Origin of the sequence: Caldithrix abyssi DSM 13497 (assembly GCF_001886815.1) — a bacterium.
Taxonomy (GTDB): Bacteria; Calditrichota; Calditrichia; order Calditrichales; family Calditrichaceae; genus Caldithrix; species Caldithrix abyssi.
Window position 1 is genome coordinate 1,052,501 of record NZ_CP018099.1, and the last position, 23,680, is coordinate 1,076,180.

Annotated in this window: 18 protein-coding genes, 4 tRNA genes and 2 rRNA genes (1 of these 24 only partly in view); 23 read left to right on the forward strand and 1 reads right to left on the reverse strand. The window is 45.4% G+C overall.

Features of this window, described 5'->3' with window-relative positions:
* From Cabys_RS04105 to Cabys_RS04120, 4 genes are all read left to right on the forward strand, one after another.
* Positions 1 to 2,593: ribosomal RNA gene (locus Cabys_RS04105) — 23S ribosomal RNA — on the forward strand (it extends 842 nt beyond the left edge of the window).
* A gap of 69 nt (positions 2,594 to 2,662) precedes the next feature.
* Positions 2,663 to 2,777, forward strand: a 5S ribosomal RNA gene (gene rrf / locus Cabys_RS04110).
* A gap of 521 nt (positions 2,778 to 3,298) precedes the next feature.
* On the forward strand, positions 3,299 to 3,601 hold the full coding sequence (locus Cabys_RS04115) for a transposase (protein ID WP_006928893.1): 303 nt from the start codon (positions 3,299 to 3,301) through the stop codon (positions 3,599 to 3,601).
* A gap of 62 nt (positions 3,602 to 3,663) precedes the next feature.
* The gene (locus Cabys_RS04120; RefSeq protein WP_006928894.1) at positions 3,664 to 4,563 is read left to right on the forward strand and encodes an IS3 family transposase; all 900 of its coding nucleotides are present in this window, start codon (positions 3,664 to 3,666) and stop codon (positions 4,561 to 4,563) included.
* Between the two features lie 726 nt (positions 4,564 to 5,289).
* Here the strand turns inward: Cabys_RS04120 and rpsT are convergent.
* Positions 5,290 to 5,547 carry a 30S ribosomal protein S20 gene (gene rpsT, locus Cabys_RS04130; RefSeq protein ID WP_006928896.1) on the reverse strand — a complete coding sequence of 86 codons (258 nt, stop codon included), beginning with the start codon at positions 5,545 to 5,547 and terminating at the stop codon, positions 5,290 to 5,292.
* 607 nt (positions 5,548 to 6,154) lie between these two features.
* Here rpsT and Cabys_RS04135 point away from each other — a divergent pair.
* From Cabys_RS04135 to rpsJ, 19 genes are all read left to right on the forward strand, one after another.
* Positions 6,155 to 6,227, forward strand: a tRNA-Thr gene (locus tag Cabys_RS04135).
* Positions 6,228 to 6,287: 60 nt separating this feature from the next.
* Positions 6,288 to 6,361, forward strand: a tRNA-Gly gene (locus Cabys_RS04140).
* Positions 6,362 to 6,386: 25 nt separating this feature from the next.
* A tRNA-Thr gene (locus Cabys_RS04145) sits at positions 6,387 to 6,459 on the forward strand.
* 50 nt (positions 6,460 to 6,509) lie between these two features.
* Positions 6,510 to 7,700, forward strand: a complete 1,191-nt coding sequence (tuf, locus tag Cabys_RS04150; RefSeq protein ID WP_006928897.1) for an elongation factor Tu — start codon at positions 6,510 to 6,512, stop codon at positions 7,698 to 7,700.
* Positions 7,701 to 7,715: 15 nt separating this feature from the next.
* Positions 7,716 to 7,865 (forward strand): 50S ribosomal protein L33, encoded by a 150-nt coding sequence (rpmG, locus tag Cabys_RS04155; protein WP_006928898.1) that lies wholly within the window; start codon positions 7,716 to 7,718, stop codon positions 7,863 to 7,865.
* Between the two features lie 12 nt (positions 7,866 to 7,877).
* Positions 7,878 to 7,951 (forward strand) — tRNA-Trp (locus Cabys_RS04160).
* 35 nt (positions 7,952 to 7,986) lie between these two features.
* Positions 7,987 to 8,169 carry a preprotein translocase subunit SecE gene (gene secE / locus Cabys_RS20690; protein ID WP_006928899.1) on the forward strand — a complete coding sequence of 61 codons (183 nt, stop codon included), beginning with the start codon at positions 7,987 to 7,989 and terminating at the stop codon, positions 8,167 to 8,169.
* 22 nt (positions 8,170 to 8,191) lie between these two features.
* Positions 8,192 to 8,737: a transcription termination/antitermination protein NusG gene (gene nusG, locus Cabys_RS04170; protein ID WP_006928900.1), complete on the forward strand. Its 546-nt coding sequence runs from the start codon at positions 8,192 to 8,194 to the stop codon at positions 8,735 to 8,737.
* A gap of 28 nt (positions 8,738 to 8,765) precedes the next feature.
* Entirely contained in the window at positions 8,766 to 9,188 is a 423-nt protein-coding gene (gene rplK / locus Cabys_RS04175) for a 50S ribosomal protein L11 (protein ID WP_006928901.1), read from the forward strand.
* A 28-nt stretch (positions 9,189 to 9,216) separates the two neighbouring features.
* On the forward strand, positions 9,217 to 9,915 hold the full coding sequence (gene rplA / locus Cabys_RS04180; protein WP_006928902.1) for a 50S ribosomal protein L1: 699 nt from the start codon (positions 9,217 to 9,219) through the stop codon (positions 9,913 to 9,915).
* Positions 9,916 to 9,934: 19 nt separating this feature from the next.
* Positions 9,935 to 10,456, forward strand: a complete 522-nt coding sequence (rplJ, locus tag Cabys_RS04185) for a 50S ribosomal protein L10 (protein WP_006928903.1) — start codon at positions 9,935 to 9,937, stop codon at positions 10,454 to 10,456.
* Between the two features lie 22 nt (positions 10,457 to 10,478).
* The gene (rplL, locus tag Cabys_RS04190; protein ID WP_006928904.1) at positions 10,479 to 10,865 is read left to right on the forward strand and encodes a 50S ribosomal protein L7/L12; all 387 of its coding nucleotides are present in this window, start codon (positions 10,479 to 10,481) and stop codon (positions 10,863 to 10,865) included.
* A 34-nt stretch (positions 10,866 to 10,899) separates the two neighbouring features.
* Complete coding sequence (rpoB, locus tag Cabys_RS04195; RefSeq protein WP_006928905.1) at positions 10,900 to 14,676, forward strand: DNA-directed RNA polymerase subunit beta; 3,777 nt, start codon at positions 10,900 to 10,902, stop codon at positions 14,674 to 14,676.
* 133 nt (positions 14,677 to 14,809) lie between these two features.
* Positions 14,810 to 19,099, forward strand: coding sequence for a DNA-directed RNA polymerase subunit beta' (rpoC, locus tag Cabys_RS04200; protein WP_006928906.1), 4,290 nt, complete (start codon positions 14,810 to 14,812; stop codon positions 19,097 to 19,099).
* A gap of 60 nt (positions 19,100 to 19,159) precedes the next feature.
* On the forward strand, positions 19,160 to 19,534 hold the full coding sequence (rpsL, locus tag Cabys_RS04205) for a 30S ribosomal protein S12 (protein WP_006928907.1): 375 nt from the start codon (positions 19,160 to 19,162) through the stop codon (positions 19,532 to 19,534).
* Between the two features lie 20 nt (positions 19,535 to 19,554).
* The gene (gene rpsG / locus Cabys_RS04210; protein ID WP_006928908.1) at positions 19,555 to 20,022 is read left to right on the forward strand and encodes a 30S ribosomal protein S7; all 468 of its coding nucleotides are present in this window, start codon (positions 19,555 to 19,557) and stop codon (positions 20,020 to 20,022) included.
* A gap of 15 nt (positions 20,023 to 20,037) precedes the next feature.
* Positions 20,038 to 22,119 carry an elongation factor G gene (gene fusA / locus Cabys_RS04215; RefSeq protein WP_006928909.1) on the forward strand — a complete coding sequence of 694 codons (2,082 nt, stop codon included), beginning with the start codon at positions 20,038 to 20,040 and terminating at the stop codon, positions 22,117 to 22,119.
* 29 nt (positions 22,120 to 22,148) lie between these two features.
* Positions 22,149 to 23,339, forward strand: coding sequence for an elongation factor Tu (tuf, locus tag Cabys_RS04220; RefSeq protein ID WP_006928897.1), 1,191 nt, complete (start codon positions 22,149 to 22,151; stop codon positions 23,337 to 23,339).
* 19 nt (positions 23,340 to 23,358) lie between these two features.
* Positions 23,359 to 23,667: a 30S ribosomal protein S10 gene (gene rpsJ / locus Cabys_RS04225; protein WP_006928910.1), complete on the forward strand. Its 309-nt coding sequence runs from the start codon at positions 23,359 to 23,361 to the stop codon at positions 23,665 to 23,667.
* Positions 23,668 to 23,680: the final 13 nt, after the last annotated feature.

The window sequence follows — 23,680 nt, forward strand, 5'->3', positions numbered from 1 at the left end:
TGAAAAACCATTGGATGAGATGTGGGTAGGGGTGAAAGGCCAATCAAACTCGGAGATAGCTCGTTCTCCCCGAAATAGTTTTAGGACTAGCCTCGATTAACAGTGTCACGGAGGTAGAGCACTAATAGGGTTAGGGCCCTCACCGGGGTACCGCCCCCTGTTAAACTCCGAATGCCGTAGACACGATGATCGGGAGTCAGCCTGTGAGGGATAAGCTTCACAGACGAGAGGGAAAGAACCCAGACCGTCAGCTAAGGTCCCCAAGTCACGGCTAAGTGAGAAAGGATGTTAAACCGCAGAGACAACCAGGATGTTGGCTTAGAAGCAGCCATCATTTAAAGAGTGCGTAATAGCTCACTGGTCAAGTGGTTTGGCGCCGATAATTGTCGGGACTCAAGTCGTGCACCGAAGCTACGGATTCAAGGAGCAAGGTTCAAGGTACAAGGAGCAAGCCGATGGAGTCGTTAGATGATTTAAGTGTTTATGTTCGTAGTTATGCTGCCAGCTTGGAAGTTCATAGATTAAGCTTGAAGTTTCCGGCTTATGAGCAGTATAAAGGACTGGCCACGCAATTAAGAGATAGCAGTAAATCTGTTGTATCAAATATCGTAGAAGGTTATGGATTTAAGAAGCGCAGGCCGAAACGCTTTGTAAATCATCTAGAGATATCTATAGGAAGTTGTGATGAGACGCGTTTGTGGTTGAGATATGGTTTTGATTTAGGCTATATTCCAGAAGCGCAATACCTTGAACTGCAAAGGACGTATGAGGAGATAGGCAAGATGTTATGGGGCATGTTACGGATAGTAGCGGATTAAAGCCTTATTCCTTGCGCCTTGATCCTTGTTCCTTGAGTGGTAGGGGAGCATTCCATTAACCGTTGAAGGTGTACCGTGAGGTATGCTGGAGGAGATGGAAACGAGGATGCTGGCATAAGTAGCGATAAAACAGGTGAGAACCCTGTTCACCGAAAATCTAAGGTTTCCTGAGTAAAGTCAATCTGCTCAGGGTTAGTCGGCCCCTAAGCCGAGGCCGAGAGGCGTAGGCGATGGGAAACGGGTTAAATATTCCCGTACCAGCTTTGACTTGTTTGAGCGAAGGGGGGACGCAGAAGTGACCGGCCAGCCGTCTGACGGAATAGGCGGTTTAAGCGCGTAGGCGGGATGTGTAGGCAAATCCGCACGTCCACTAACGCCGAGACGCGAATAGGAGCCCGTAAGGGCATAAACTGGCCCTAATCACGCTGCCGAGAAAAGCCTCTAAGCGAGAGTCAAAGCTGACCGTACCGTAAACCGACACAGGTAGATGAGGAGAGAATCCTAAGGTGCTCGAGAGAGTCCTCGTTAAGGAACTCGGCAAATTGACCCCGTAACTTCGGGAGAAGGGGTGCCCTGGGATGTGATTCCCCTTGCGGGATGAGCGTTCTGGGGTCGCAGTGACCAGGCCCAAGCGACTGTTTACTAAAAACACATGTCTCTGCGAAGTCGTAAGACGCCGTATAGGGACTGACACCTGCCCGGTGCCGGAAGGTTAAGGGGATCTGTTATTCTGCTTCGGCAGGAGAAGCAGTGAACCGAAGCCCCGGTAAACGGCGGCCGTAACTATAACGGTCCTAAGGTAGCGAAATTCCTTGTCGGGTAAGTTCCGACCTGCACGAATGGTGTAACGACTTGGGCGCTGTCTCAACGAGGATCTCGGCGAAATTGTGATGCCGGTGAAGACGCCGGCTACCCGCAACGGGACGGAAAGACCCCGTGCACCTTTACTACAGCTTGATATTGTACTTTAGCTAAGCATGTGTAGGATAGGTGGGAGGCTGTGAAGTGTCGACGCCAGTCGGCATGGAGCCGCCCTTGAAATACCACCCTTGCTTAGTTGGAGTACTAACCTGCCGCGTTGAATCACGTGGAGGGACAGTGTCAGGTGGGTAGTTTGACTGGGGCGGTCGCCTCCAAAAGAGTAACGGAGGCTCCCAAAGGTCCCCTCAGCACGGTTGGTAATCGTGCGTAGAGTGTAAAGGCATAAGGGGGCTTAACTGCGAGACATACAGGTCGAGCAGATGCGAAAGCAGGGCTTAGTGATCCGGCGGTAGCGAGTGGAAGCGCCGTCGCTCAAAGGATAAAAGGTACGCCGGGGATAACAGGCTTATCACTCCCAAGAGTTCACATCGACGGAGTGGTTTGGCACCTCGATGTCGGCTCATCGCATCCTGGGGCTGGAGAAGGTCCCAAGGGTTTGGCTGTTCGCCAATTAAAGCGGTACGCGAGCTGGGTTTAGAACGTCGTGAGACAGTTCGGTCCCTATCTGTTGCGGGCGTAGGATGTTTGAGGGGGTCTGCTCTTAGTACGAGAGGACCGGAGTGGACGAACCTCTAGTGTACCAGTTGTTCCGCCAGGAGCACAGCTGGGTAGCTATGTTCGGTGTGGATAAGCGCTGAAAGCATCTAAGCGCGAAACCCAACCCAAGATGAAACATCCCTCCCGAGTAATCGGGACTGAAGGCGCCTTCGAGACTAGGAGGTAGATAGGCTGCAGGTGTAAGTCCGGCAACGGATTCAGCCGAGCAGTACTAATTAGCCGTGAGACTTAACCTATTTTTACTACCAACAGGTAGATACTTACTACTTCTATCTAAAATGAATGATAGTCAAAACATTTTAAATTCTGGTGACTATGGCGACGGGGAAACACCTCTTCCCATTCCGAACAGAGAAGTTAAGCCCGTCTGCGCCGATGGTACTGTCCCCTCGGGGATGGGAGAGTAGGGCGTCACCAGAATTTTCCTTTAAAGCCTCCCTTGCGGAGGCTTTTTATTTTCTATTTCCCAGCCAAATATCTTTCCTAATTATCAATCTTTTAAATTAATTAATGAAGCAAGTGCTTTACACCATAAGCCATAAAAATAAACTTCAACAAACTTTAAAAAAATCTTCTTTCGTAAAAAATAGCATAAAATTTAAAACCTCATGCTTTTTAGGATACTTCCTTTAAAAGAGGTGTCTCCCCATGGCGGGATGCGAAAAGTTTTACAAATAGGTAATACGTAACTTATTACGCGTCACGAATTAATTGTTATGCTGTCAAGGCTTGGCGAACATTGTGGATACTTTGCGCCCTTTACGCTTGATTTTTTACCTTCAAAATCGTCTCTAATGAAGTTTTTGGTTACAGCTGTTCTGCCTTAGGACATGATTCAAATATATCTGTGGTGAAAAACACCTTGTTGTTTTGCTTCAGATGGAATTGGACTTTTGCTAAGTTGTATTGTAAACTAAAGAAACAAACCGAAAGGAGACATCATGTCCAATTCCAGACGCAAGTTTTCAGCCGAGCAAAAGGTTCGCATTTTACGGGAAAATCTGGAAAATCAAATTCCAGTCTCTACCATTTGCGAGCGCTATCAAATCCATCCTAATGTTTTCTATCGCTGGAAAAAGCAGCTTTTTGAAGGCGCTTTGGCCAGCTTTTCTGATAAGAAGAAAAAGAGTAGCGACGCTAAGATTCATCTTTTAGAGAAAAAGTTGCGCGAGCGAGATAAAGTCATTTCCGAAATTGTCAGTGAAAATATTGAGTTAAAAAAAAACTTAAATGGCGAAATTTAAACGGTAAATGGGTAGAACCTGATGTTCGTGACGAGATTGTTCATTATGTGGAATCGATGGTCATGCGTACGAACTTGAAGAAAAGAGAACTCATCAAGTGGCTTCGGATTCCCAGGAGTCGCTATTATGATTGGAAAAAACGTCAAGGAATCCCAAACCATTATAATGGACAGATTCCCAAGAGTCACTGGATTCTGCCGGAGGAAGAGCGTTTGATCGTTAACTATTGTAGCGGTCGTTTAATAGACGGTTATCGTCGAGAGACCTACAAAATGATAGATGAGAATGTGGTAGCGGTCAGTCCTTCCACGGTATACCGCGTATTGAAAAAACATGGCCTTCTAAATCGCTGGAATCCCAAAAAAGAGCCCTCTCGTAAAGGATTTATTCAGCCTTTACGAGTTCATGATCATTGGCATGTGGATATTAGTTACCTAAACGTATTAGGCACGTTTCTTTTTCTGATCACGGTATTGGATGGTGCCAGCCGCTATGTTGTACATCATGAATTACGCAGCAGCATGACCGGCTATGACGTAGAGCTGACCATAGAGAAGGCTCTGGAAAAATTTCCAGAAGCACGTCCACGTATTATAAGCGATAACGGCAGTCAATTTACTGGCAAAGAATTTAAGGAATATATGAAACAAAAAGGTTTAAACCATGTGCGTACCTCTGTTGCGCATCCGCAAAGTAATGGTAAATTAGAACGCTTCCATGGAACCATAAAACAAGAATCGATTCGTAAAAAGAGCTATGTTTCCATAGAAGACGCCCGAGAGCAGATCAATGATTACATTACCTATTATAATACGAAGAGATTGCACAGCGCTATTTATTATTTAACTCCGGAGGATGTTCTTCTTGGTAGAACGGAAGAGCGTTTAAAAAAAAGGCAACAAAAATTAGACGCAGCCAGAGCATATCGTTTAAAATTAAATCAGGAGCGAAATGTCGCATGAATTTAAGCATCGAATTGCGTAGCGACCAGCAAAGAACTTTCGTAGGATTTGTCAAGAACGACGCAGTCGCTTTGTATATTCTTGACAAATCCGCAGAAAGTTTTTATTTTCAAAGCGCAATTCGATGCGAAAATTTACACCTTAATTTTTGGGCAAAAAGTCTATTTCCCGCTGAACCAAGACATTGTTGACCAATGGCCACCTTAACGGACTTGAACCAAAAAGTTATTTAAGAAAATTACTTACCATCCTGCCAGGTTATCATAAAAATCATCTTGCGGACCTAATGCCAGAAAACTGGAAAATAAAATTCGAAAAATAATCATCTACAGACCTCATTTAAAAGTCAATATGTATTTCACCGAATGGATACAGAGAAGGGGTGGGGGATGAGTTTTTAAAACCGAACAAAAATTTTATCAAGCTAAGTCATTACATTTTTTGAAGGAAGTATTCCAAAACAGGTAATTTAAATAATCCATGAGTCCACTATAAAAAGGTATTGCTATCCAAATTCATTTAAATGGGCCTATTGTATTTATTTAAATTACATAAAATATATTCGTGCCCATTCGTGAAATTCGTGGTTTTTAGACTAAACTCATCCATAAAATCACATTAAAAAATATACTTATTTTTAAGGAGTGGAGATTCTATAAATATATGAACAGAAAAAATTGAATGAAAAATGAAAACAATAAAAGACAGGATTTAAATACCTGTCTTTTATTGTTCCAGAGAATTGATGTAGCGCGCTAATTTAGCTTTACGATTGGCAGCCTTATTGCGGTGAAAAATTCTTTTATTAACCAGCTTGTCTAAAAGAGATACAGTACGTTTAAAGTTTTCCAATGCTTCTTCTTTGTTCTGGCTGCTTAAAACGCTTTTAATGGCCTCTTTAACCCGACGTTTATAGTAACGATTACGACTCCTCGCCTTTTGTTCTGTGCGAATTCTCTTGATTGCTGACTTATGATGAGCCATTGGTTATTCGTCTCCTTTAAATTAATCTTTGTTTATTTTAAAGTTTACAAATCTAAAAAATAAATTTGAGGATGTCAAATTTAGCTTCACTAAAGATCGCCATATTTAATGTAGCTTTTTAACATTAATATGAATAAGCTTTGCACTTAAACGTCTCAGAGCGTTTAAGTGAAACATAATGCCTTATGATCGTATGAGTCTCATATGCCAGTTGGGGTAATATATTGCACTCTGAAATATCGTGAAAATATTTTTAATGGTTTCTAATAAAAATAATTGTGGAACAAAATTTTATTAAAATTATTAAAATGGACTTTATAATGAGTTCACTATAACATAAGTTGGTGTTTTAATAGTTCAATCTAAAAGATAGATCGTTTTTATTGGAGCTAAAAGATTTCTTTCTTCGTAAAAAATGACAGATCACGTTTTTTAGGACGAGCGCATTAATATGAGTTAATATATAAGGTAGCAGGTTAAAAAGAATTGCGTTCACGTTGAAAACTGTTTAAATTTGCTGCGCTCAAAAAAAATAGCGATAAAGCAAAAAAAGTGTTGACTTTTTCTGAAAATTATTTAAATTAGAAGACTGCAAATTTTACTTGACGCTGGCGTAGCTCAATTGGTAGAGCAGCTGATTTGTAATCAGCGGGTTGGGGGTTCAAGTCCTCTCGCCAGCTCAGGCTAAAGTGTTAACAGCCATCTGGTTATGTTAACACCGCAACTCGAAAAAGGGGTAAGCGGGAGTAACTCAGTTGGCTAGAGTCACAGCCTTCCAAGCTGTTGGTCGCGGGTTCGAGTCCCGTCTCCCGCTCTAGCTTTCCCCTTTTTCAACATAGGCTCACGTAGCTCAGTCGGTAGAGCACATCCTTGGTAAGGATGAGGTCACCGGTTCAAGTCCGGTCGTGAGCTCGAGTTTTTTTTATAAGCAGTTTTAAAAAAGCTTTTCGGAGGATTGATAAATGGCAAAAGAGAAATTCGAGCGCAAGAAACCGCACGTCAATGTAGGTACGATTGGTCATGTGGATCATGGAAAGACTACATTAACGGCAGCGATTACCCAGGCGCTGGCTAAAAAAGGTCAGGCCGAGTTCCGTAGTTTTGATAGTATTGACAATGCTCCCGAAGAACGCGAGCGCGGTATTACCATTCAGACGGCTCATGTGGAATACGAAACGGAGAAGAGACATTACGCGCACGTTGACTGCCCGGGTCATGCCGACTATGTAAAGAACATGATCACCGGTGCCGCTCAGATGGACGGCGCCATATTGGTTGTTAGCGCTGCAGACGGCCCCATGCCGCAGACACGCGAGCACGTTTTGTTGGCCCGTCAGGTGAATGTGCCGGCAATCGTTGTATTTTTGAATAAAATCGATCAGGTTGACGATCCTGAATTGATCGAACTGGTTGAACTGGAATTGCGTGAATTGTTGTCGCAGTATGACTTTCCGGGCGATGAAGTGCCCATCATTAAAGGCAGCGCCTTACAGGCGTTGAATAATCCGGATGATCCTGAAGCTCAGAAATGCATTTTAGAGCTGATGGATGCGGTAGATAATTACATTCCGACGCCGCAACGCGACATTGACAAACCATTCCTGATGCCGATCGAAGACGTATTTTCGATTACCGGTCGTGGAACGGTAGGTACGGGTCGTATTGAGCGTGGCAAAGTACACGTAGGCGACGAAGTAGAGATCATCGGTCTGGGCATGCACAAAAAGACGGTATGTACGGGCGTTGAGATGTTCCGCAAGATTCTGGACGAGGGTCAGGCTGGTGATAATGTAGGATTGTTGCTGCGCGGTATTGACAAGGATGAGTTAGAGCGCGGAATGGTTGTGGCTGCTCCTGGATCGATTACTCCGCACACCAAGTTCAAGGCAGAAGTTTACGTATTGAAGAAAGAAGAAGGTGGTCGTCATACGCCGTTTTTCAATGGCTACCGTCCGCAGTTTTACTTCAGAACCACGGACGTAACGGGCTCTGTCCAGTTGCCGGAAGGCGTAGAGATGGTTATGCCTGGCGATAACATTACCATGACGGTAGAATTGCAAAAAGAGATCGCTCTTGAAAAAGAATTGCGTTTTGCGATTCGCGAGGGTGGTCGTACGGTAGGCGCAGGTGTTGTTACGGAAATAATTGAATAGTAAAGGTTAAGGGTCGTGAGAGATATTATTACGCTCGAATGTACGCAATGTAAAAGTCGTAATTACACGACGACAAAAAATAAACGCAAGCACACCGGACGCGTAGAATATAAAAAATACTGTCCGCGTTGTAATGCGCGTACCATGCATAAAGAAACAAGATAATTCTCATCAGCTAGGCGTGTAGCTCAATTGGCTAGAGCACTGGTCTCCAAAACCAGGGGTTGGGGGTTCGAGTCCCTCCACGCCTGCTGATTTTTTTGACTTAACTGAATTGGGAAATAGGATGTTTAAAAAGATAAAAAAATTTTTAGACGAAGTTAAGGTGGAGATGAGTAAAGTCAGCTGGCCAAGTCATCAGGAATTAGTCAATTCCACCTTAATCGTAGTTGTTGTTAGCTTATTGTTTACGGCTTACATTTTTTTAGCTGATTTGCTTATCTCCCAGATAGTTAAAATCTTTTATTGATGATGGCGAGGTTGGTGTAGAAGTGAGTGAAAAAAAGTGGTATGCACTGAGGGTGTACTCTGGAAAAGAGGCCCTGGCAAAAGCCCATATTGAGCACGAAATTAAATTACAGGGTATCAAAGATAAGGTCGGGCATATTATTATTCCCTCAGAAAATATTATTGAGATGAAAGACGGCAAAAAACGCGTTAAAAACCGCGTTTTTTTCCCGGGCTATATGATTATTGAAATGGTCATGGATAGCCAGACCAAGCACATCATTGAAAATGCGCCTGGTGTGGTTAGCTTTGTTGGCCCGAAAAATCAACCTACGCCATTACGTGAATCAGAAGTTAAGTCAATTTTAAGCAAGATTGAAAAGAGTAGAGAAACGGAAGTAAAAGGAAAGGTTTCGGTGCCGTTTAAGGTGGGCGATCCGATTCGAGTGATCGACGGGCCTTTCAATGACTTTACGGGGTTTGTGGAAGAGATTAATGAAGAGAAGAATAAGGTGAAGGTCAATATCAGTATTTTTGGTCGGCCAACACCCGTTGAATTGGATTTTCTGCAAGTTGAGCTGGAAAAATAAACGAGTTAATCAAAGAGGTTAGACAGTTATGGCAAAAAAAGTAGCAGGCAAAATAAAACTACAAATACCTGCCGGTCAGGCAAAGCCTTCGCCTCCTGTTGGCCCTGCGCTTGGTCAGCATGGCGTTAATATCATGGAGTTTTGTAAAGCCTTTAATGCTCAAACACAGGATAAGGCCGGTTACGTTATTCCGGTGGAAATTACGGTTTATGCCGACCGTTCATTTTCGTTTATTACAAAAACACCGCCAGCTTCCGATCTTCTGTTAAAAGAAGCAAAGCTGGAAAAAGGCTCTGGCGAGCCCAATTTAAATAAAGTCGGCAAGGTAACTAAAGAACAGGTTCGTAAGATTGCAGAGATGAAAATGCCAGACTTGAATGCATCTGATATTGAATCTGCTATGCGCATGATTGAAGGCACTGCGCGCAGTATGGGTATAGTAGTGGAATAAATGTCCAAAAATTTTAGATGGGGTAAGAATGAAGCGAAGTAAACGTTACCGTGAGCTCATCGCCAAAATTGACAAAGATAAAGAATACAGTTTGGAAGAAGCCGTAAAGCTTTTAAAAGAGATTGCGACTGCTAAATTTGATGAAACTGTTGAAATAGCCATGCGGCTTGGTGTTGACCCACGTCATGCTGATCAGATGGTTAGAGGTACGGTCGTTTTGCCGCATGGAACCGGCAAAAAGGTACGCGTGCTGGTTTTTGCGAAAGGTGAAAAGGTGCAGGAAGCTTTAGATGCTGGCGCCGATTACGCCGGGCTGGATGAGTATATTGAGCAAATTAACAAAGGTTGGCTGGATTTTGATGTAGCCGTTGCAACGCCAGATGTGATGAGTAAAGTAGGCCGCCTCGGACGAATTTTAGGGGCCAGAGGGTTAATGCCCAATCCTAAAAGTGGTACGGTGACCATGGATGTGGCGAAGGCGGTTAAAGAAATTAAAGCAGGTAAAATTGATTTTAGAGTGGACAAAACGGGTATTGTTCATTCCGGCGTTGCGAAAGTCTCGTTCGATGAAGACAAAATAATTGACAACATTAAAACGTTTGTCAATGCAGTGATCCGGTTAAAGCCCGCCTCGGCAAAAGGCGCTTATCTGCGATCCATTGCAATCTCCAGTACCATGAGTCCCGGAATCTTTATCGACCGTAATGCATCCACGTATTCAATGTAAGTAAGGTAGGGATCAACAAATGGCAACAGCAAAAAAAATCGCGATCGTTGAAGAGTATACCGAAAAATTTAAAAATGCCAAGGGCATCTATTTAACAGACTATACCGGTATCGACGTGCAAACGGTGAATGATTTGCGAAAACAATTTCGCGAAGCAAACATAGAATATAAAGTTTTAAAGAATCGCATCGCTAAAATAGCGCTGCATAACGCCGGGATTGAAGGCCTTGATCCTTATTTGAAAGGAGTTACTTCCTTTGTGATTGGCTACGATGACCCGGTGATTCCAGTAAAAATTGTCAAAGATTTTAATAAAAAGACAAAGTTGCTTAACCTAAAAGCGGCCTATCTGGAAGGGCACGTGTTCGGAACAGAAGAAGCCATAAAATTGGCCGATCTGCCTTCACGCGAAGAGCTTCTGGCTCAGTTTGTCGGCCTGTTACAGGCGCCGATGACCAAGCTGGCCGCTACGTTGCAGGCACCTTTGCAGAAATTTGTTGGATTATTAGAGTCTTTAAAAGAGAAAAAACAAGAGGCATAAATTTTGAATTTGGAGGTAAACGATGGCAGACGTGACAAGAAGTGACGTTCTTGAATATCTCGAAAAAGCATCAATGCTCGAAATCTCCGAGTTGATCAAAGAGATTGAAGAGAAATTCGGTGTAACCGCAGCAGCGCCCGTAGCAGTGGCTGCTGGACCTGCAGTGGCAGGTGGCGAAGGTGAAGCTGCTGAAGAAAAAACTGAGTTTGATGTTGTCCTGAGCTCTGCTGGGGATAAAAAGATTCAGGTGATCAAGGTGGTTCGTGCTATTACAGGGCTTGGCCTTAAAGAAGCCAAAGAACTGGTAGACAGCGCACCTAAAGCGATTAAAGAAGGCGTTTCCAAGGCCGAGGCCGAAGATATTAAAAAGCAGATCGAAGAAGTTGGTGGCGTAGTCGAAATTAAATAATTGGAAGAGACGTTTCAAATAAGAGGTAGTACCTTTGAAAGGTAAAAAGAAAATTAAACGTCACTCTTTTGCGCGAATTCCACAAGTAATTGAATACCCGAATCTGTTAGATATTCAGTTAAAGTCATTTGAAGATTTTTTACAGGATACTGTGCCGCCTGATAAGCGTAAAAATCAAGGCTTGCAGGCGGTTTTTAACAGTGTCTTTCCGATCAGTGACAGCGCGGGTAATTACGAATTACAGTTTGTGGAATACTATGTGGATAAGCCCAAATACAGTGAACGTGAATGCCAGGAACGTGGAGTTAGTTACTCCGTTCCTTTAAAGGCCAGGATGCGTTTAGCGATAAAAGACGTGACGGGCGAAACCGAAAACTTTACGGAATTTATCGAACAGGATGTGTACCTGGGAAACATGCCGCACATGACCTCCCGGGGAACATTCATTATTAATGGCGCAGAACGGGTCATCGTCAGTCAGTTGCACCGCTCACCCGGTGTATTTTTCTCCGATACCCTGCATCCCAATGGGACGCCCATCTATTCTGCGCGTATTATTCCGTTCCGTGGCTCGTGGGTGGAATTTACCACCGATGTGAACGATGTCATGTTTGTTTATATCGACCGGAAAAAGAAATTTCCGGTTACCATGCTTTTACGAGCCATCGGCTTCAGTACGGTTGAAGATATCGTCAATGCTTTTGACGAAGCCGAAGAAGTCACCATCGAACTGGATAAATTCCCCTATCTGATCGGTCAGATGCTGGCCGCGGACGTGGTTGATACCACAACGGGCGAGATTATTGCCGAACAGGGTCGCGATGTGAGCCAGGAACTGCTGGAACAGTGTCTGGAATTAGGCATCAAAACTGTTAAAATCGTTCGCCCTTCTGATATCAACAACCCGAATCTTGTTCTGAATACATTGAAAAAAGATTCTGCTAAAAACGAAGCCGAAGCAATCGAGGCGATTTATCGTCAACTGCGCTCCGGCGAACCGCCCGATATCGATACGGCCCGCGCTTTAATTGAACGGATGTTCTTTAATGAAAAACGTTACGATCTGGGCGCAGTGGGCAGGTATCGAATTAATAAAAAATTGAATCTTGATATTCCTTATGATGTAACGGTTTTAACGCGCGAAGATATTATTGCCATTCTGAAATATTTGATTGGCATGCGTTTGGGCGTTAATCCCTCTGACGATATTGATCATCTGGGTAACCGACGAGTGCGAACCGTGGGCGAGCAGCTGGCCGCGCAGTTTAGCGTGGGTTTTGCTCGTATGGCGCGTACCATTAAGGAACGGATGAATATCGGCGATGCCGAAAAATTAACGCCGCAGGATCTGGTAAACGCCAGAACCATTTCTTCCGTTATTAATACCTTTTTCGGCACGTCGCAGCTTTCTCAGTTTATGGATCAAACCAATCCGCTGGCGGAATTAACCCATAAACGACGTCTTTCGGCGCTGGGCCCTGGCGGCTTAACGCGCGAGAGAGCCGGCTTTGAAGTGCGCGACGTGCACTACACCCATTATGGACGACTGTGTCCCATTGAAACGCCGGAAGGTCCTAATATCGGGTTGATCTCTTCGTTGTGCGTACATGCGCGCATCAATGAGTTTGGCTTTATCGAAACGCCTTATCGCAAGGTAGAAAACGGTAAAGTAACCGATGAAATACAATATCTTTCCGCAACGGAAGAAGACGGTTTTACTATCGCCCAGGTAAATGCGCCAATCGATGAGAAAGGAAATTTCTTAAACGATCGCGTTAAAGCCCGTAGAAAGGGCGACTTTCCGGTAGTTGCGCCAGAAGAAGTAGAGTACATGGATGTGGCCACCAATCAGATCGTTTCTCCGGCGGCATCGTTAATTCCCTTTCTGGAACACGACGACGCCAACCGCGCCCTGATGGGCTCTAACATGCAGCGTCAGGCGGTGCCCTTGTTAGTTCCGGAGTCGCCGATCGTCGGAACCGGAATGGAAGAAAAAGTGGCAAGAGATTCCGGTACGCTGGTCATTGCCGAAGAAGACGGCGTGGTTGAATATGTTGACGCAGAAAAGATCGTTGTTAAAATGGATAATCCGCCGCAGCCAAAAACCGGAAAAGAACGCCTGTTAGATTTGAACGATCGAAAAGAATACCGCCTGCTGAAATTTATCCGCACCAATCAGGATACGGTTATCAATCAGCGTCCGCTGGTTGAAGCAGGGCAGAAGGTTAAAAAAGGCGATATCCTGGCTGATGGTTGCGCCACGGATCAGGGCGAGCTTGCTCTGGGCCGAAATGTGCTGGTGGCCTTTATGCCCTGGCATGGTTACAACTTTGAAGACGCGATCATCATTAGCGATCGAATCGTACGCGATGATGTTTATACCTCGATCCATATACAGGAATTTGAATTACAGGTGCGCGATACCAAGCGTGGCGAAGAAGAATTAACGCGCGAAATTCCCAATGTGAGCGAAGAGGCTACCAAAGACCTGGATGAAAACGGAATCATTCGCGTTGGCGCAGAAGTCCACGCTGGCGACATATTAATCGGAAAAGTAACGCCAAAAGGCGAAACCGATCCCACGCCCGAAGAGAAGCTATTGAAGGCCATTTTTGGAAATAAGGCCGGCGATGTAAAAGACGCCAGTTTAAAAGCGCCTCCTGGAATGCATGGCGTGGTTGTTGCCACACGGCTTTTCTCACGAAAAAAGAAGAATTCGCAAAATAAAAAAGATGAAAAGAAGCTGATTGAAAAGATCGAGCAAGAAGCAGAGAAGAAGAAAAAAGCGGTAGAGAAAAAGCTGGCTCAGCGGCTGGGCGAGCATTTTAAAGGCATGACCACCGTGGGAATCCGCTATGTGGACGGAAAGAGCGCCCTGAAGGCCAATACGAAAATTACGGAAACCACATTTAATAAACTGGATGTTAAGAGCCTGGATATCAACAGCACCTGGTTCGAAGAAGATCCTAAAAATACCTTTGTGCGCGAATTGTACTCCGATTATCGCAAGGTGTTGCAGGATATCGACAACGATGTGAAACGCGAAAAACACAAACTGGTGGTTGGCGATGAATTGCCGCCTGGCATTACGCAACTGGCCAAGGTGTACGTGGCCGAAAAACGCAAACTTTCTGTCGGCGACAAAATGGCCGGACGGCACGGCAACAAAGGCGTTATTTCCAGAATCGTTCCCATGGAAGATATGCCGTTTCTGGAAGATGGTACGCCTGTTGATATCGTATTGAATCCTTTGGGCGTGCCTTCGCGAATGAACCTGGGGCAAATTTTTGAGACTACTCTGGGTTGGGCCGGTTACAAATTAGATAAAAAATACGCCACACCGGTTTTTGACGGCGCTAACTACGAAGAAATAATAAAAGAAATTGAAGAAGCCGGGTTGCCGAAATCGGGCAAAGTAACGCTGTATGACGGTCGTACAGGCGAAACATTCCATCAGCCGGTAACGGTGGGGCAAATTTATATGCTCAAACTCAGTCACCTTGTTGATGATAAAATCCATGCCCGTTCCATCGGCCCCTACTCGCTGATTACCCAACAACCGTTGGGTGGTAAAGCGCAATTTGGCGGTCAGAGATTTGGCGAAATGGAAGTTTGGGCATTGGAAGCTTACGGAGCGGCCTACACATTGCAGGAAATATTAACCGTTAAAAGCGATGATGTTACCGGACGTTCCAAAACTTATGAAGCCATTGTAAAAGGTGAAAATTTACCCGATCCGGGGATTCCCGAATCCTTTAATGTGTTAGTTCGTGAATTACAGGGACTGGCATTAAAGGTTCGACTGGAGTAAAAAAATTCTGAAGAGAATTTTGCCTCTCGTTTTACAAAGTGAGACGAGAGGCTTTTGTTTGCTTTAAAACAATCTGTTTTATTGCAAAATTAGGCTTTAGGCCAAAGAGTAATTTAGAATAGGAGTGTTAAATTTGAACATTCGTAGAGGTCCAAATAAGTTCAATAAGATCATAATTAGTTTAGCTTCGCCTAATGATATTTTAGAACAATCGTACGGCGAGGTAACTAAACCGGAAACGATCAATTATCGGTCGTTTAAACCGGAAAAAGATGGACTTTTTTGCGAAAAGATTTTTGGCCCGGTAAAGGACTGGGAATGCCATTGCGGAAAATATAAACGCATTCGTTACAAGGGAATTATTTGTGACCGATGCGGTGTTGAAGTTACGCAAAAGAAAGTTCGTCGGGAACGCATGGGGCATATTTCCCTGGCCGTGCCCGTGGTCCATATCTGGTTTTATAAATCATTGCCTTCTAAAATCGGCTATCTGCTGGATATGTCGCCTAAAGACCTGGAAAAGGTTATCTATTACGAAAATTACATTGTCATTAATCCAGGCAAAAGCAATCTTAAATTCAAACAACTGATTACAGAAGAACAATATTTTGACCAATTGGATGAGCACGGCGAATTAAACGAAGAATTGGCCGATGACGATCCAAATAAATTTGTAGCCAAGATTGGCGGCGAGGCCATTCACCACCTGTTAAAGATGATTAATGTGGAAGAGCTGGGCCTTGAATTAAGAAAAATCATTCGCTCCGATGTTTCGGAACAAAAGAAAACCGACGCCTTAAAGCGCTTAAAGGTGGTGGAAGCCTTCCGTATGCGCGAGAAAAATCTGGAATACCGGAACAAACCGGAATGGATGGTGCTTGATGTCATCCCGGTGATTCCGCCAGAACTGCGCCCGTTGGTGCCTTTGGAAGGCGGACGGTTTGCTACCAGCGATTTAAACGATCTGTATCGCCGCGTGATTATTCGCAACAATCGTTTGAAAAAATTGCTGGAAATCCGCGCGCCAGAAGTGATTTTACGCAACGAAAAGCGCATGTTGCAGGAAGCGGTCGATTCGCTTTTTGACAATTCAAAGCGCACCACGGCCATGCGTTCCGATGGCGATCGGCCGTTGAAATCGCTTTCCGATATGTTAAAAGGAAAGCAGGGACGCTTTCGCCAGAACTTGCTCGGTAAACGTGTCGATTATTCCGGCCGTTCCGTTATTGTGGTTGGCCCGGAACTCAAATTACATGAGTGCGGCCTGCCCAAAGAAATGGCCATTGAGCTATTCAAACCTTTTATTATTCGCAAGCTGGTTGAACGACGTTTTGTGAAAACCGTTAAAAGCGCAAAAAAACTGGTGGAGCGCAAAGGCCCGGAAGTTTGGGATATTTTAGAAGAGATCATTGACGATCATCCGGTGATGTTGAACCGCGCGCCGACTTTGCACCGTCTGGGCATTCAGGCCTTTCAGCCCGTTTTGATTGAAGGCAAGGCCATTCAGATCCATCCCCTGGTGTGCGCGGCATTTAACGCCGACTTTGACGGCGACCAGATGGCGGTTCATATTCCGCTTTCTTACGAAGCGCAGGTAGAAACCAAATTATTGATGCTCTCCAGCCATAATATTCTGTCGCCTTCCAGCGGCGTGCCCATTGCCGTACCGAGTCAGGATATTGTGCTGGGATGTTACTATCTGACCAAACGCTTGCCGGGCAGTATGGGCGAAGGCAAAGTGTTCTCTTCTGCGGAAGAAGCAATTATTGCCTATGATAACGGCAAAGTGGCCTTACATGCCGCGGTTAAAGTTCGCGTAAACAACGAAATGGTCGATACGACTATCGGACGCGTGCTGTTTAATCAGATTGTGCCGGATGAAATCGGATTTATCAATGAATTGTTGTCCAAAAAGACCATCTCAAATATTATCGGTATCTGTTACCGTAAATTAGGTAACCAGGTAACAGCCAAATTTTTAGATGACTTAAAAAATCTGGGCTTTACCTATGCCACTAAATCAGGCGCTTCCATCGGACTGGAAGATATTGTAACGGCTCCAGAAAAAGAAGTCTTTGTTGAAATGGCCCAGAAAAAAGTCGATGAAATTCATATGCTTTATGAAAACGGAATCATCACCGATGGCGAACGCTACAATCAGATTATCGATATCTGGACCAAGGTGACGGCTGATGTGGCTGAAGCCATGTTCCAGCGTTTACGTAAAGATAAAAACGGCTTTAATCCGCTGTACATGATGTCCGATTCCGGCGCTCGTGGTAGCAAAGAGCAGATCCGCCAGTTAGCCGGTATGCGTGGTTTGATGGCCAAACCACAAAAATCATTAACCGGACAGACCGGTGAAATCATCGAAAACCCGATTACAGCCAACTTTTTCGAAGGCCTTTCGGTGATCGAATATTTTATCTCCACTCATGGCGCCCGTAAAGGTCTGGCAGATACGGCTTTGAAAACGGCCGATGCCGGATATCTTACGCGTCGATTGGTGGATGTGGCCCAGGATGTGATCGTAACCGAACTGGATTGCGGCACCATTCTCGGACAGGATATCACCGACCTGAAAGAGGGCGAAGAAATTATTGAACCGCTGGCCGACCGTGTGCTGGGACGTGTGGCGGCGGAAGATGTTGTGGATCGCGTGACCAACGAGGTTATTTGCAAACGAGGCGAATTGATCGATGAGGCGATAGCGGACAAGATCAACAACTCTTCCATTACAATCATTAAAGTACGTACCGAATTAACCTGCGAAGCAAAGCAGGGCGTGTGCGCCATGTGTTACGGTCGCAATATGGCAACCGGCGATCTGGTTGATGTGGGCGAAGCCGTTGGAGTGATGGCTGCCCAGAGTATTGGCGAGCCCGGAACCCAGTTGACCTTACGTACCTTCCATATTGGCGGTACGGCGGCGCGCATCGCTTCGGAATCGGATATTACGACCAAAGTGGATGGTAAAGTCAGATTCACCAATATCCGCTTCGTTCTTAACCGGGAGAATGAGCCCATTATCACGGGGCGTAATGGAAAAATCGAAATTCTTGATGAAGACGATCGGATTATCGCCACCTATAATGTGCCTTACGGCTCAAAATTAAAAATTGAAGACGGTATTGATATAAAACGCGGCGAGGTATTATTCATCACCGATCCGTATTCATCCGTGATCATTACGGAAACTTCCGGTAAGGTGCAGTTTCAGGATCTTATTGAAAATATTACCTTCCGAGAGGAGCTGGATGAACAGACCGGGCGAAAACAACGCGTGGTTGTGGAGTCCAAAAATAAAAACCTTACGCCGCACATCCTGATTGTGGATGAAAACGGCGAAAAATTAAATCAATATTTCGTGCCGGTTAAAGGCTTTTTGCAAGTCAATAATGGCGACGAGGTTCATGCCGGCGATGTGCTGGTGAAGATTCCGCGCGAAATTGGTAAAACGCGCGATATTACGGGCGGTTTGCCGCGTGTGGCAGAATTGTTCGAAGCGCGTACGCCGAAGGATAGAGCAATTGTGAGTGAAATTGACGGCTATGTGAAGTTCGGTCAAATCAAGCGCGGTATCCGTGAAATCATCGTCGAATCAGATATGGAGTCCAAAAAATATTCGGTTCCGCACGGTATGCACATTCTGGTTCATGAGAATGATTATGTGCGCGCCGGCGAACGCTTAACCGATGGCGCAATCGCTCCGGAAGATATCCTGCACATTCAGGGACCGGCCAAGGTTCAGGAATATCTGGTGAACGAAATTCAGGAAATTTACCGCCTGCAAGGTGTAAAGATCAATGACAAGCACATCGGAATTATCGTGCGTCAGATGTTGAAAAAGGTGCAGGTCGAAGATCCGGGCGACACGAACTTTTTGCCAGGCGATCAGGTTTACAAGAGCGACTTTTTTGAAGAAAATGCTAAAATTGCCAATAAGTTAGTGGTTACTGATCCGGGCGACAGCCTATTCCGGGAAGGCTCCATTACTGATAAGAAGACGGTTGAGTTGATCAATAAAGACCTGAAAAAGGCCAAAAAGAAGCCGGTTAAATTCCGCAAGGCAAGACCGGCAACCTTTACGCCGATGTTGCTTGGCATTACGCAGGCTGCGTTAACGACTAAGAGCTTTATTTCGGCCGCATCGTTTCAGGAAACGACTCAGGTGTTGACTGAAGCCGCCATTTCTGGTAAAGAAGATCAGTTGATTGGCTTAAAAGAAAATGTGATTCTGGGTCATTTGATTCCTGCCGGAACTGGCATGCGTCGCTATGACAATGCCTTGATAGAGGTGGAAGTTGAAGAAGAGCCAAAGGCCGAGGAAGAAGAAGTGAAGGCGGAGAGTGCGGAAGAGCCAGGCGAGCAGGAAAAAGAAGAACAAAAAGGTGTAGAAGATCAGCAAAAAGTAGAAAAATAAGTTTGCGCTTAAATGCAAAAAATATTAAATTAAGAGTCTGTAATTTTTTTGGAGGAAATCTTGCCAACGATTAATCAATTGGTTCGCAAGGGACGTAAAGTAGTTGAGAAGAAGACGAAAGCTCCGGCATTGACCGGTTGTCCACAAAGAAGAGGCGTTTGTACGCGTGTTTACACCACAACGCCAAAGAAACCTAATTCGGCGTTGCGTAAAGTAGCCCGTGTACGTTTGACGAATGGTTTTGAGGTTACGGCTTATATCCCTGGTGAAGGGCATAACCTTCAAGAGCACTCTATTGTATTGATTCGCGGCGGTCGTGTTAAGGATTTGCCCGGCGTTCGATATCATATCGTTCGGGGCACGCTGGATACCAGCGGCGTGGCAGACCGCAAGCAGGGACGTTCTAAGTATGGCACAAAGAAACCTAAAAATTAACAGGTTGGTTTGGAGATAAAATGCGTAGAAGAAGACCACCAAAAAGAAAAATTTTACCGGATCCAAAATATAAGGACGCGGTTGTTGCCAAGTTCATCAATAATTTGATGCTTGACGGCAAAAAGAGCGTTGCAGAGAAAACATTCTATTCTGCGCTGGATCTGATCGAGAAAAAATTGAAAAAAGATCCGCTGGAAGTATTCAAAAAAGCGATGGAAAATGTGGCGCCCATTCTTGAGGTTAAGTCGCGTCGTGTGGGCGGCGCCACCTATCAGGTGCCTGTTGAAGTGCGCGCTGATCGTCGGCAGGCGTTGGCCATCCGCTGGCTTATCCGATACTCTCGAGCGCGCAGCGAGCGCACCATGGCTGAAAAATTAGCCAATGAATTAATGGCCGCTTATAAAGGCGAAGGCGCTTCAGTTAAAAAACGGGAAGATACACATAAAATGGCAGAAGCGAACAAGGCATTCGCACATTTCAGGTGGTAGGAGCAGTAACGAGCGATGGCTAATAAAGTATTTGACAAATCCAAAATTCGCAACATCGGTATTATGGCGCATATTGACGCCGGAAAGACCACAACCACCGAGCGCATTCTGTTCTATACAGGTAGAACGCATCGGATTGGTGAGGTGCACGATGGCGCTGCGACGATGGATTGGATGGAACAGGAAAAAGAGCGTGGTATTACCATTACCTCTGCTGCTACTACTGTTAAGTGGCGTGATGCCGAAATAAATATAATTGATACGCCCGGCCATGTTGATTTTACGGTTGAGGTTGAACGTTCGCTGCGTGTGTTAGACGGCGCCGTTGCCTTGTTTTGCGCGGTTGGCGGCGTGGAGCCGCAATCCGAAACCGTCTGGCGACAGGCCGACAAGTATAATGTGCCGCGCATTGCTTTCGTAAACAAAATGGATCGCGTGGGCGCTGATTTTTATAACGTTGTTGAGATGATGCGTAAGCGTTTGGGCGCCAATCCGTTACCTTTGCAAATTCCCATTGGCGCGGGTGAAATGTTCACTGGCCTGGTCGATCTGGTTGAGATGAAAGCCATTTTATACAATGAAAGTTCACTGGGCAGGCTGTACGACGAAGCAGAAATCCCCAAAGATCTGATCGATGAGGCTAATGAGTATCGCACGGCTATTCTGGAATCCGTGGCCGATTATGACGAAGAATTAATGGTTAAATATCTGGATGGTGAAGAGATCACCATTGCGGAATTAAAAGCGGCCATTCGTAAGGCCACCATTGACGGCAAAATACAGCCTGTGTTGTGCGGCTCGGCATTTAAGAATAAGGGCGTTCAGCGCTTAATGGATGCCATTGTGGATTATTTACCTTCTCCGCTGGATAAGGGAGAAATTAAAGGCCATAATCCACGAACGGGCGAAGAGATGACGCGCAAGCCGCTGGATACCGCGCCGTTTTCTGCCCTGGCATTTAAAATACAAACCGATCCTTTTGTGGGCAGGCTGACTTATGCGCGGGTGTATTCCGGAGAGCTGCACAGCGGTTCGTACATTCAAAATGTTAATGCGGATAAAAAAGAGCGTGTAGCGCGGATATTACGCATGCATGCCAATCATCGCGAAGATATTCAAACAGCCCGTTCCGGAGATATTGTAGCCATTGTGGGGCTCAAGCATACAAAAACGGGCGATACTCTGTCTGATCCCAAGCATCCAATTTTGCTGGAGAGCATGAACTTTCCGGAGCCGGTTATAGCCGTGGCGGTAGAGCCTAAAACAAAAGCGGATCAGGATAAGCTGAGTCAGTCCCTGGCCAAACTAAGCGACGAAGACCCGACCTTCCGTATCCGTACGGATGAGGAAACCGGGCAAACGATTATCAGCGGTATGGGTGAATTACACCTTGAGATCATTATCGATCGTTTGCTGCGGGAATTCAAAGTAGGGGCCAATATTGGTCAGCCGCAGGTTGCCTACAAAGAAACCATTACTAAAAAAGTGGAAGCCGAAGGAAAGTTCGTAAGGCAATCTGGCGGGCGCGGTCAATATGGACATGTAAAAATTGAACTGGAACCCAATGAACCGGGCAAGGGATTTGAGTTTGTAGACGCTATTGTCGGCGGTGTAATTCCGCGCGAATTCATTCCGGCCGTAAAAGCCGGTATTGAAGACGCCATGAAAAACGGAGTTCTGGCCGGATACCCGGTAGAAGATATTAAAGTTCGTTTATTCGATGGTTCTTATCATGAGGTCGATTCCAGCGAAATGGCATTTAGAATCGCCGGGTCCATGGCCTTTCAGGAGGGGGCTAAAAAAGCCAATCCCGTGTTATTGGAGCCAATTTTTAATATAGAGATCGTAGTGCCTGAAGAGTATTTGGGCGATGTTATTGGCGATTTGAATTCGCGACGGGGAAGAATCTCCGGTATTTTGCCGCGTAAAGATGCGCAGGTTGTGACGGGTGTTGTTCCCCTGTCTGAAATGTTTGGTTACGCCACCCAATTACGATCCATAACACAGGGACGGGCAATCTACACCATGCAGTTTTCACACTATGAGCAGGTGCCGGAACAGATTGCTAAAGAAATCATCGAAAAGGGTGGTAAGTAAAGATTTGGAAATAATTTCTGGAGGCAAAAATGGCAAAAGAGAAATTTGAACGAAAAAAACCGCACGTCAATGTAGGTACGATTGGTCATGTGGATCATGGAAAGACTACATTAACGGCAGCGATTACCCAGGCGCTGGCTAAAAAAGGTCAGGCCGAATTCCGTAGTTTTGATAGTATTGACAATGCTCCCGAAGAACGCGAGCGCGGTATTACCATTCAGACGGCTCATGTGGAATACGAAACGGAGAAGAGACATTACGCGCACGTTGACTGCCCGGGTCATGCCGACTATGTAAAGAACATGATCACCGGTGCCGCTCAGATGGACGGCGCCATATTGGTTGTTAGCGCTGCAGACGGCCCCATGCCGCAGACACGCGAGCACGTTTTGTTGGCCCGTCAGGTGAATGTGCCGGCAATCGTTGTATTTTTGAATAAAATCGATCAGGTTGACGATCCTGAATTGATCGAATTGGTTGAGCTGGAATTGCGTGAATTGTTGTCGCAGTACGATTTTCCGGGCGATGAAGTGCCCATCATTAAGGGCAGCGCCTTGCAGGCGTTGAATAATCCGGATGATCCTGAAGCTCAGAAATGCATTTTAGAGCTGATGGATGCGGTAGATAATTACATTCCGACGCCGCAGCGCGACATTGACAAACCATTCCTGATGCCGATCGAAGACGTATTTTCGATTACCGGTCGCGGAACGGTAGGTACGGGTCGTATTGAGCGTGGTAAAGTACACGTAGGCGACGAAGTAGAGATCATCGGTCTGGGCATGCACAAAAAGACAGTATGTACGGGCGTTGAGATGTTCCGCAAGATTCTGGACGAGGGTCAGGCTGGTGATAATGTAGGATTGTTGCTGCGCGGTATTGACAAGGATGAGTTAGAGCGCGGAATGGTTGTGGCTGCTCCTGGATCGATTACTCCGCACACCAAGTTCAAGGCAGAAGTTTACGTATTGAAGAAAGAAGAAGGTGGTCGTCATACGCCGTTTTTCAATGGCTACCGTCCGCAGTTTTACTTCAGAACCACGGACGTGACGGGTTCTGTCCAGTTGCCGGAAGGCGTAGAGATGGTTATGCCTGGCGATAACATTACCATGACGGTAGAATTGCAAAAAGAGATCGCTCTTGAAAAAGAATTGCGTTTTGCGATTCGCGAGGGTGGTCGTACGGTAGGCGCAGGTGTTGTTACAGAGATTATTGAATAAAAATTGAAGAGGTGGAAGCGTGGCTAATCAAAAAATAAGAATCAGGTTAAAGGCATACGATCATAATTTGATCGACAAATCTGCAGATAAGATCATCCGTACAGCCAAAGCCACCGGTGCGGTAATTTCCGGGCCGATTCCTCTGCCCACAGACCGCACGGTTTATACCGTTTTACGGTCGCCGCACGTTAACAAAAAGTCGAGAGAGCAGTTTGAAACACGAATTCATAAACGATTAATCGATATTTTAAATGCTACCGGTAAAACAGTGGATGCACTGATGAAATTAGAGTTACCGGCTGGTGTGGACATAGAAATAAAAACCTGATAAGCAAGCTTCG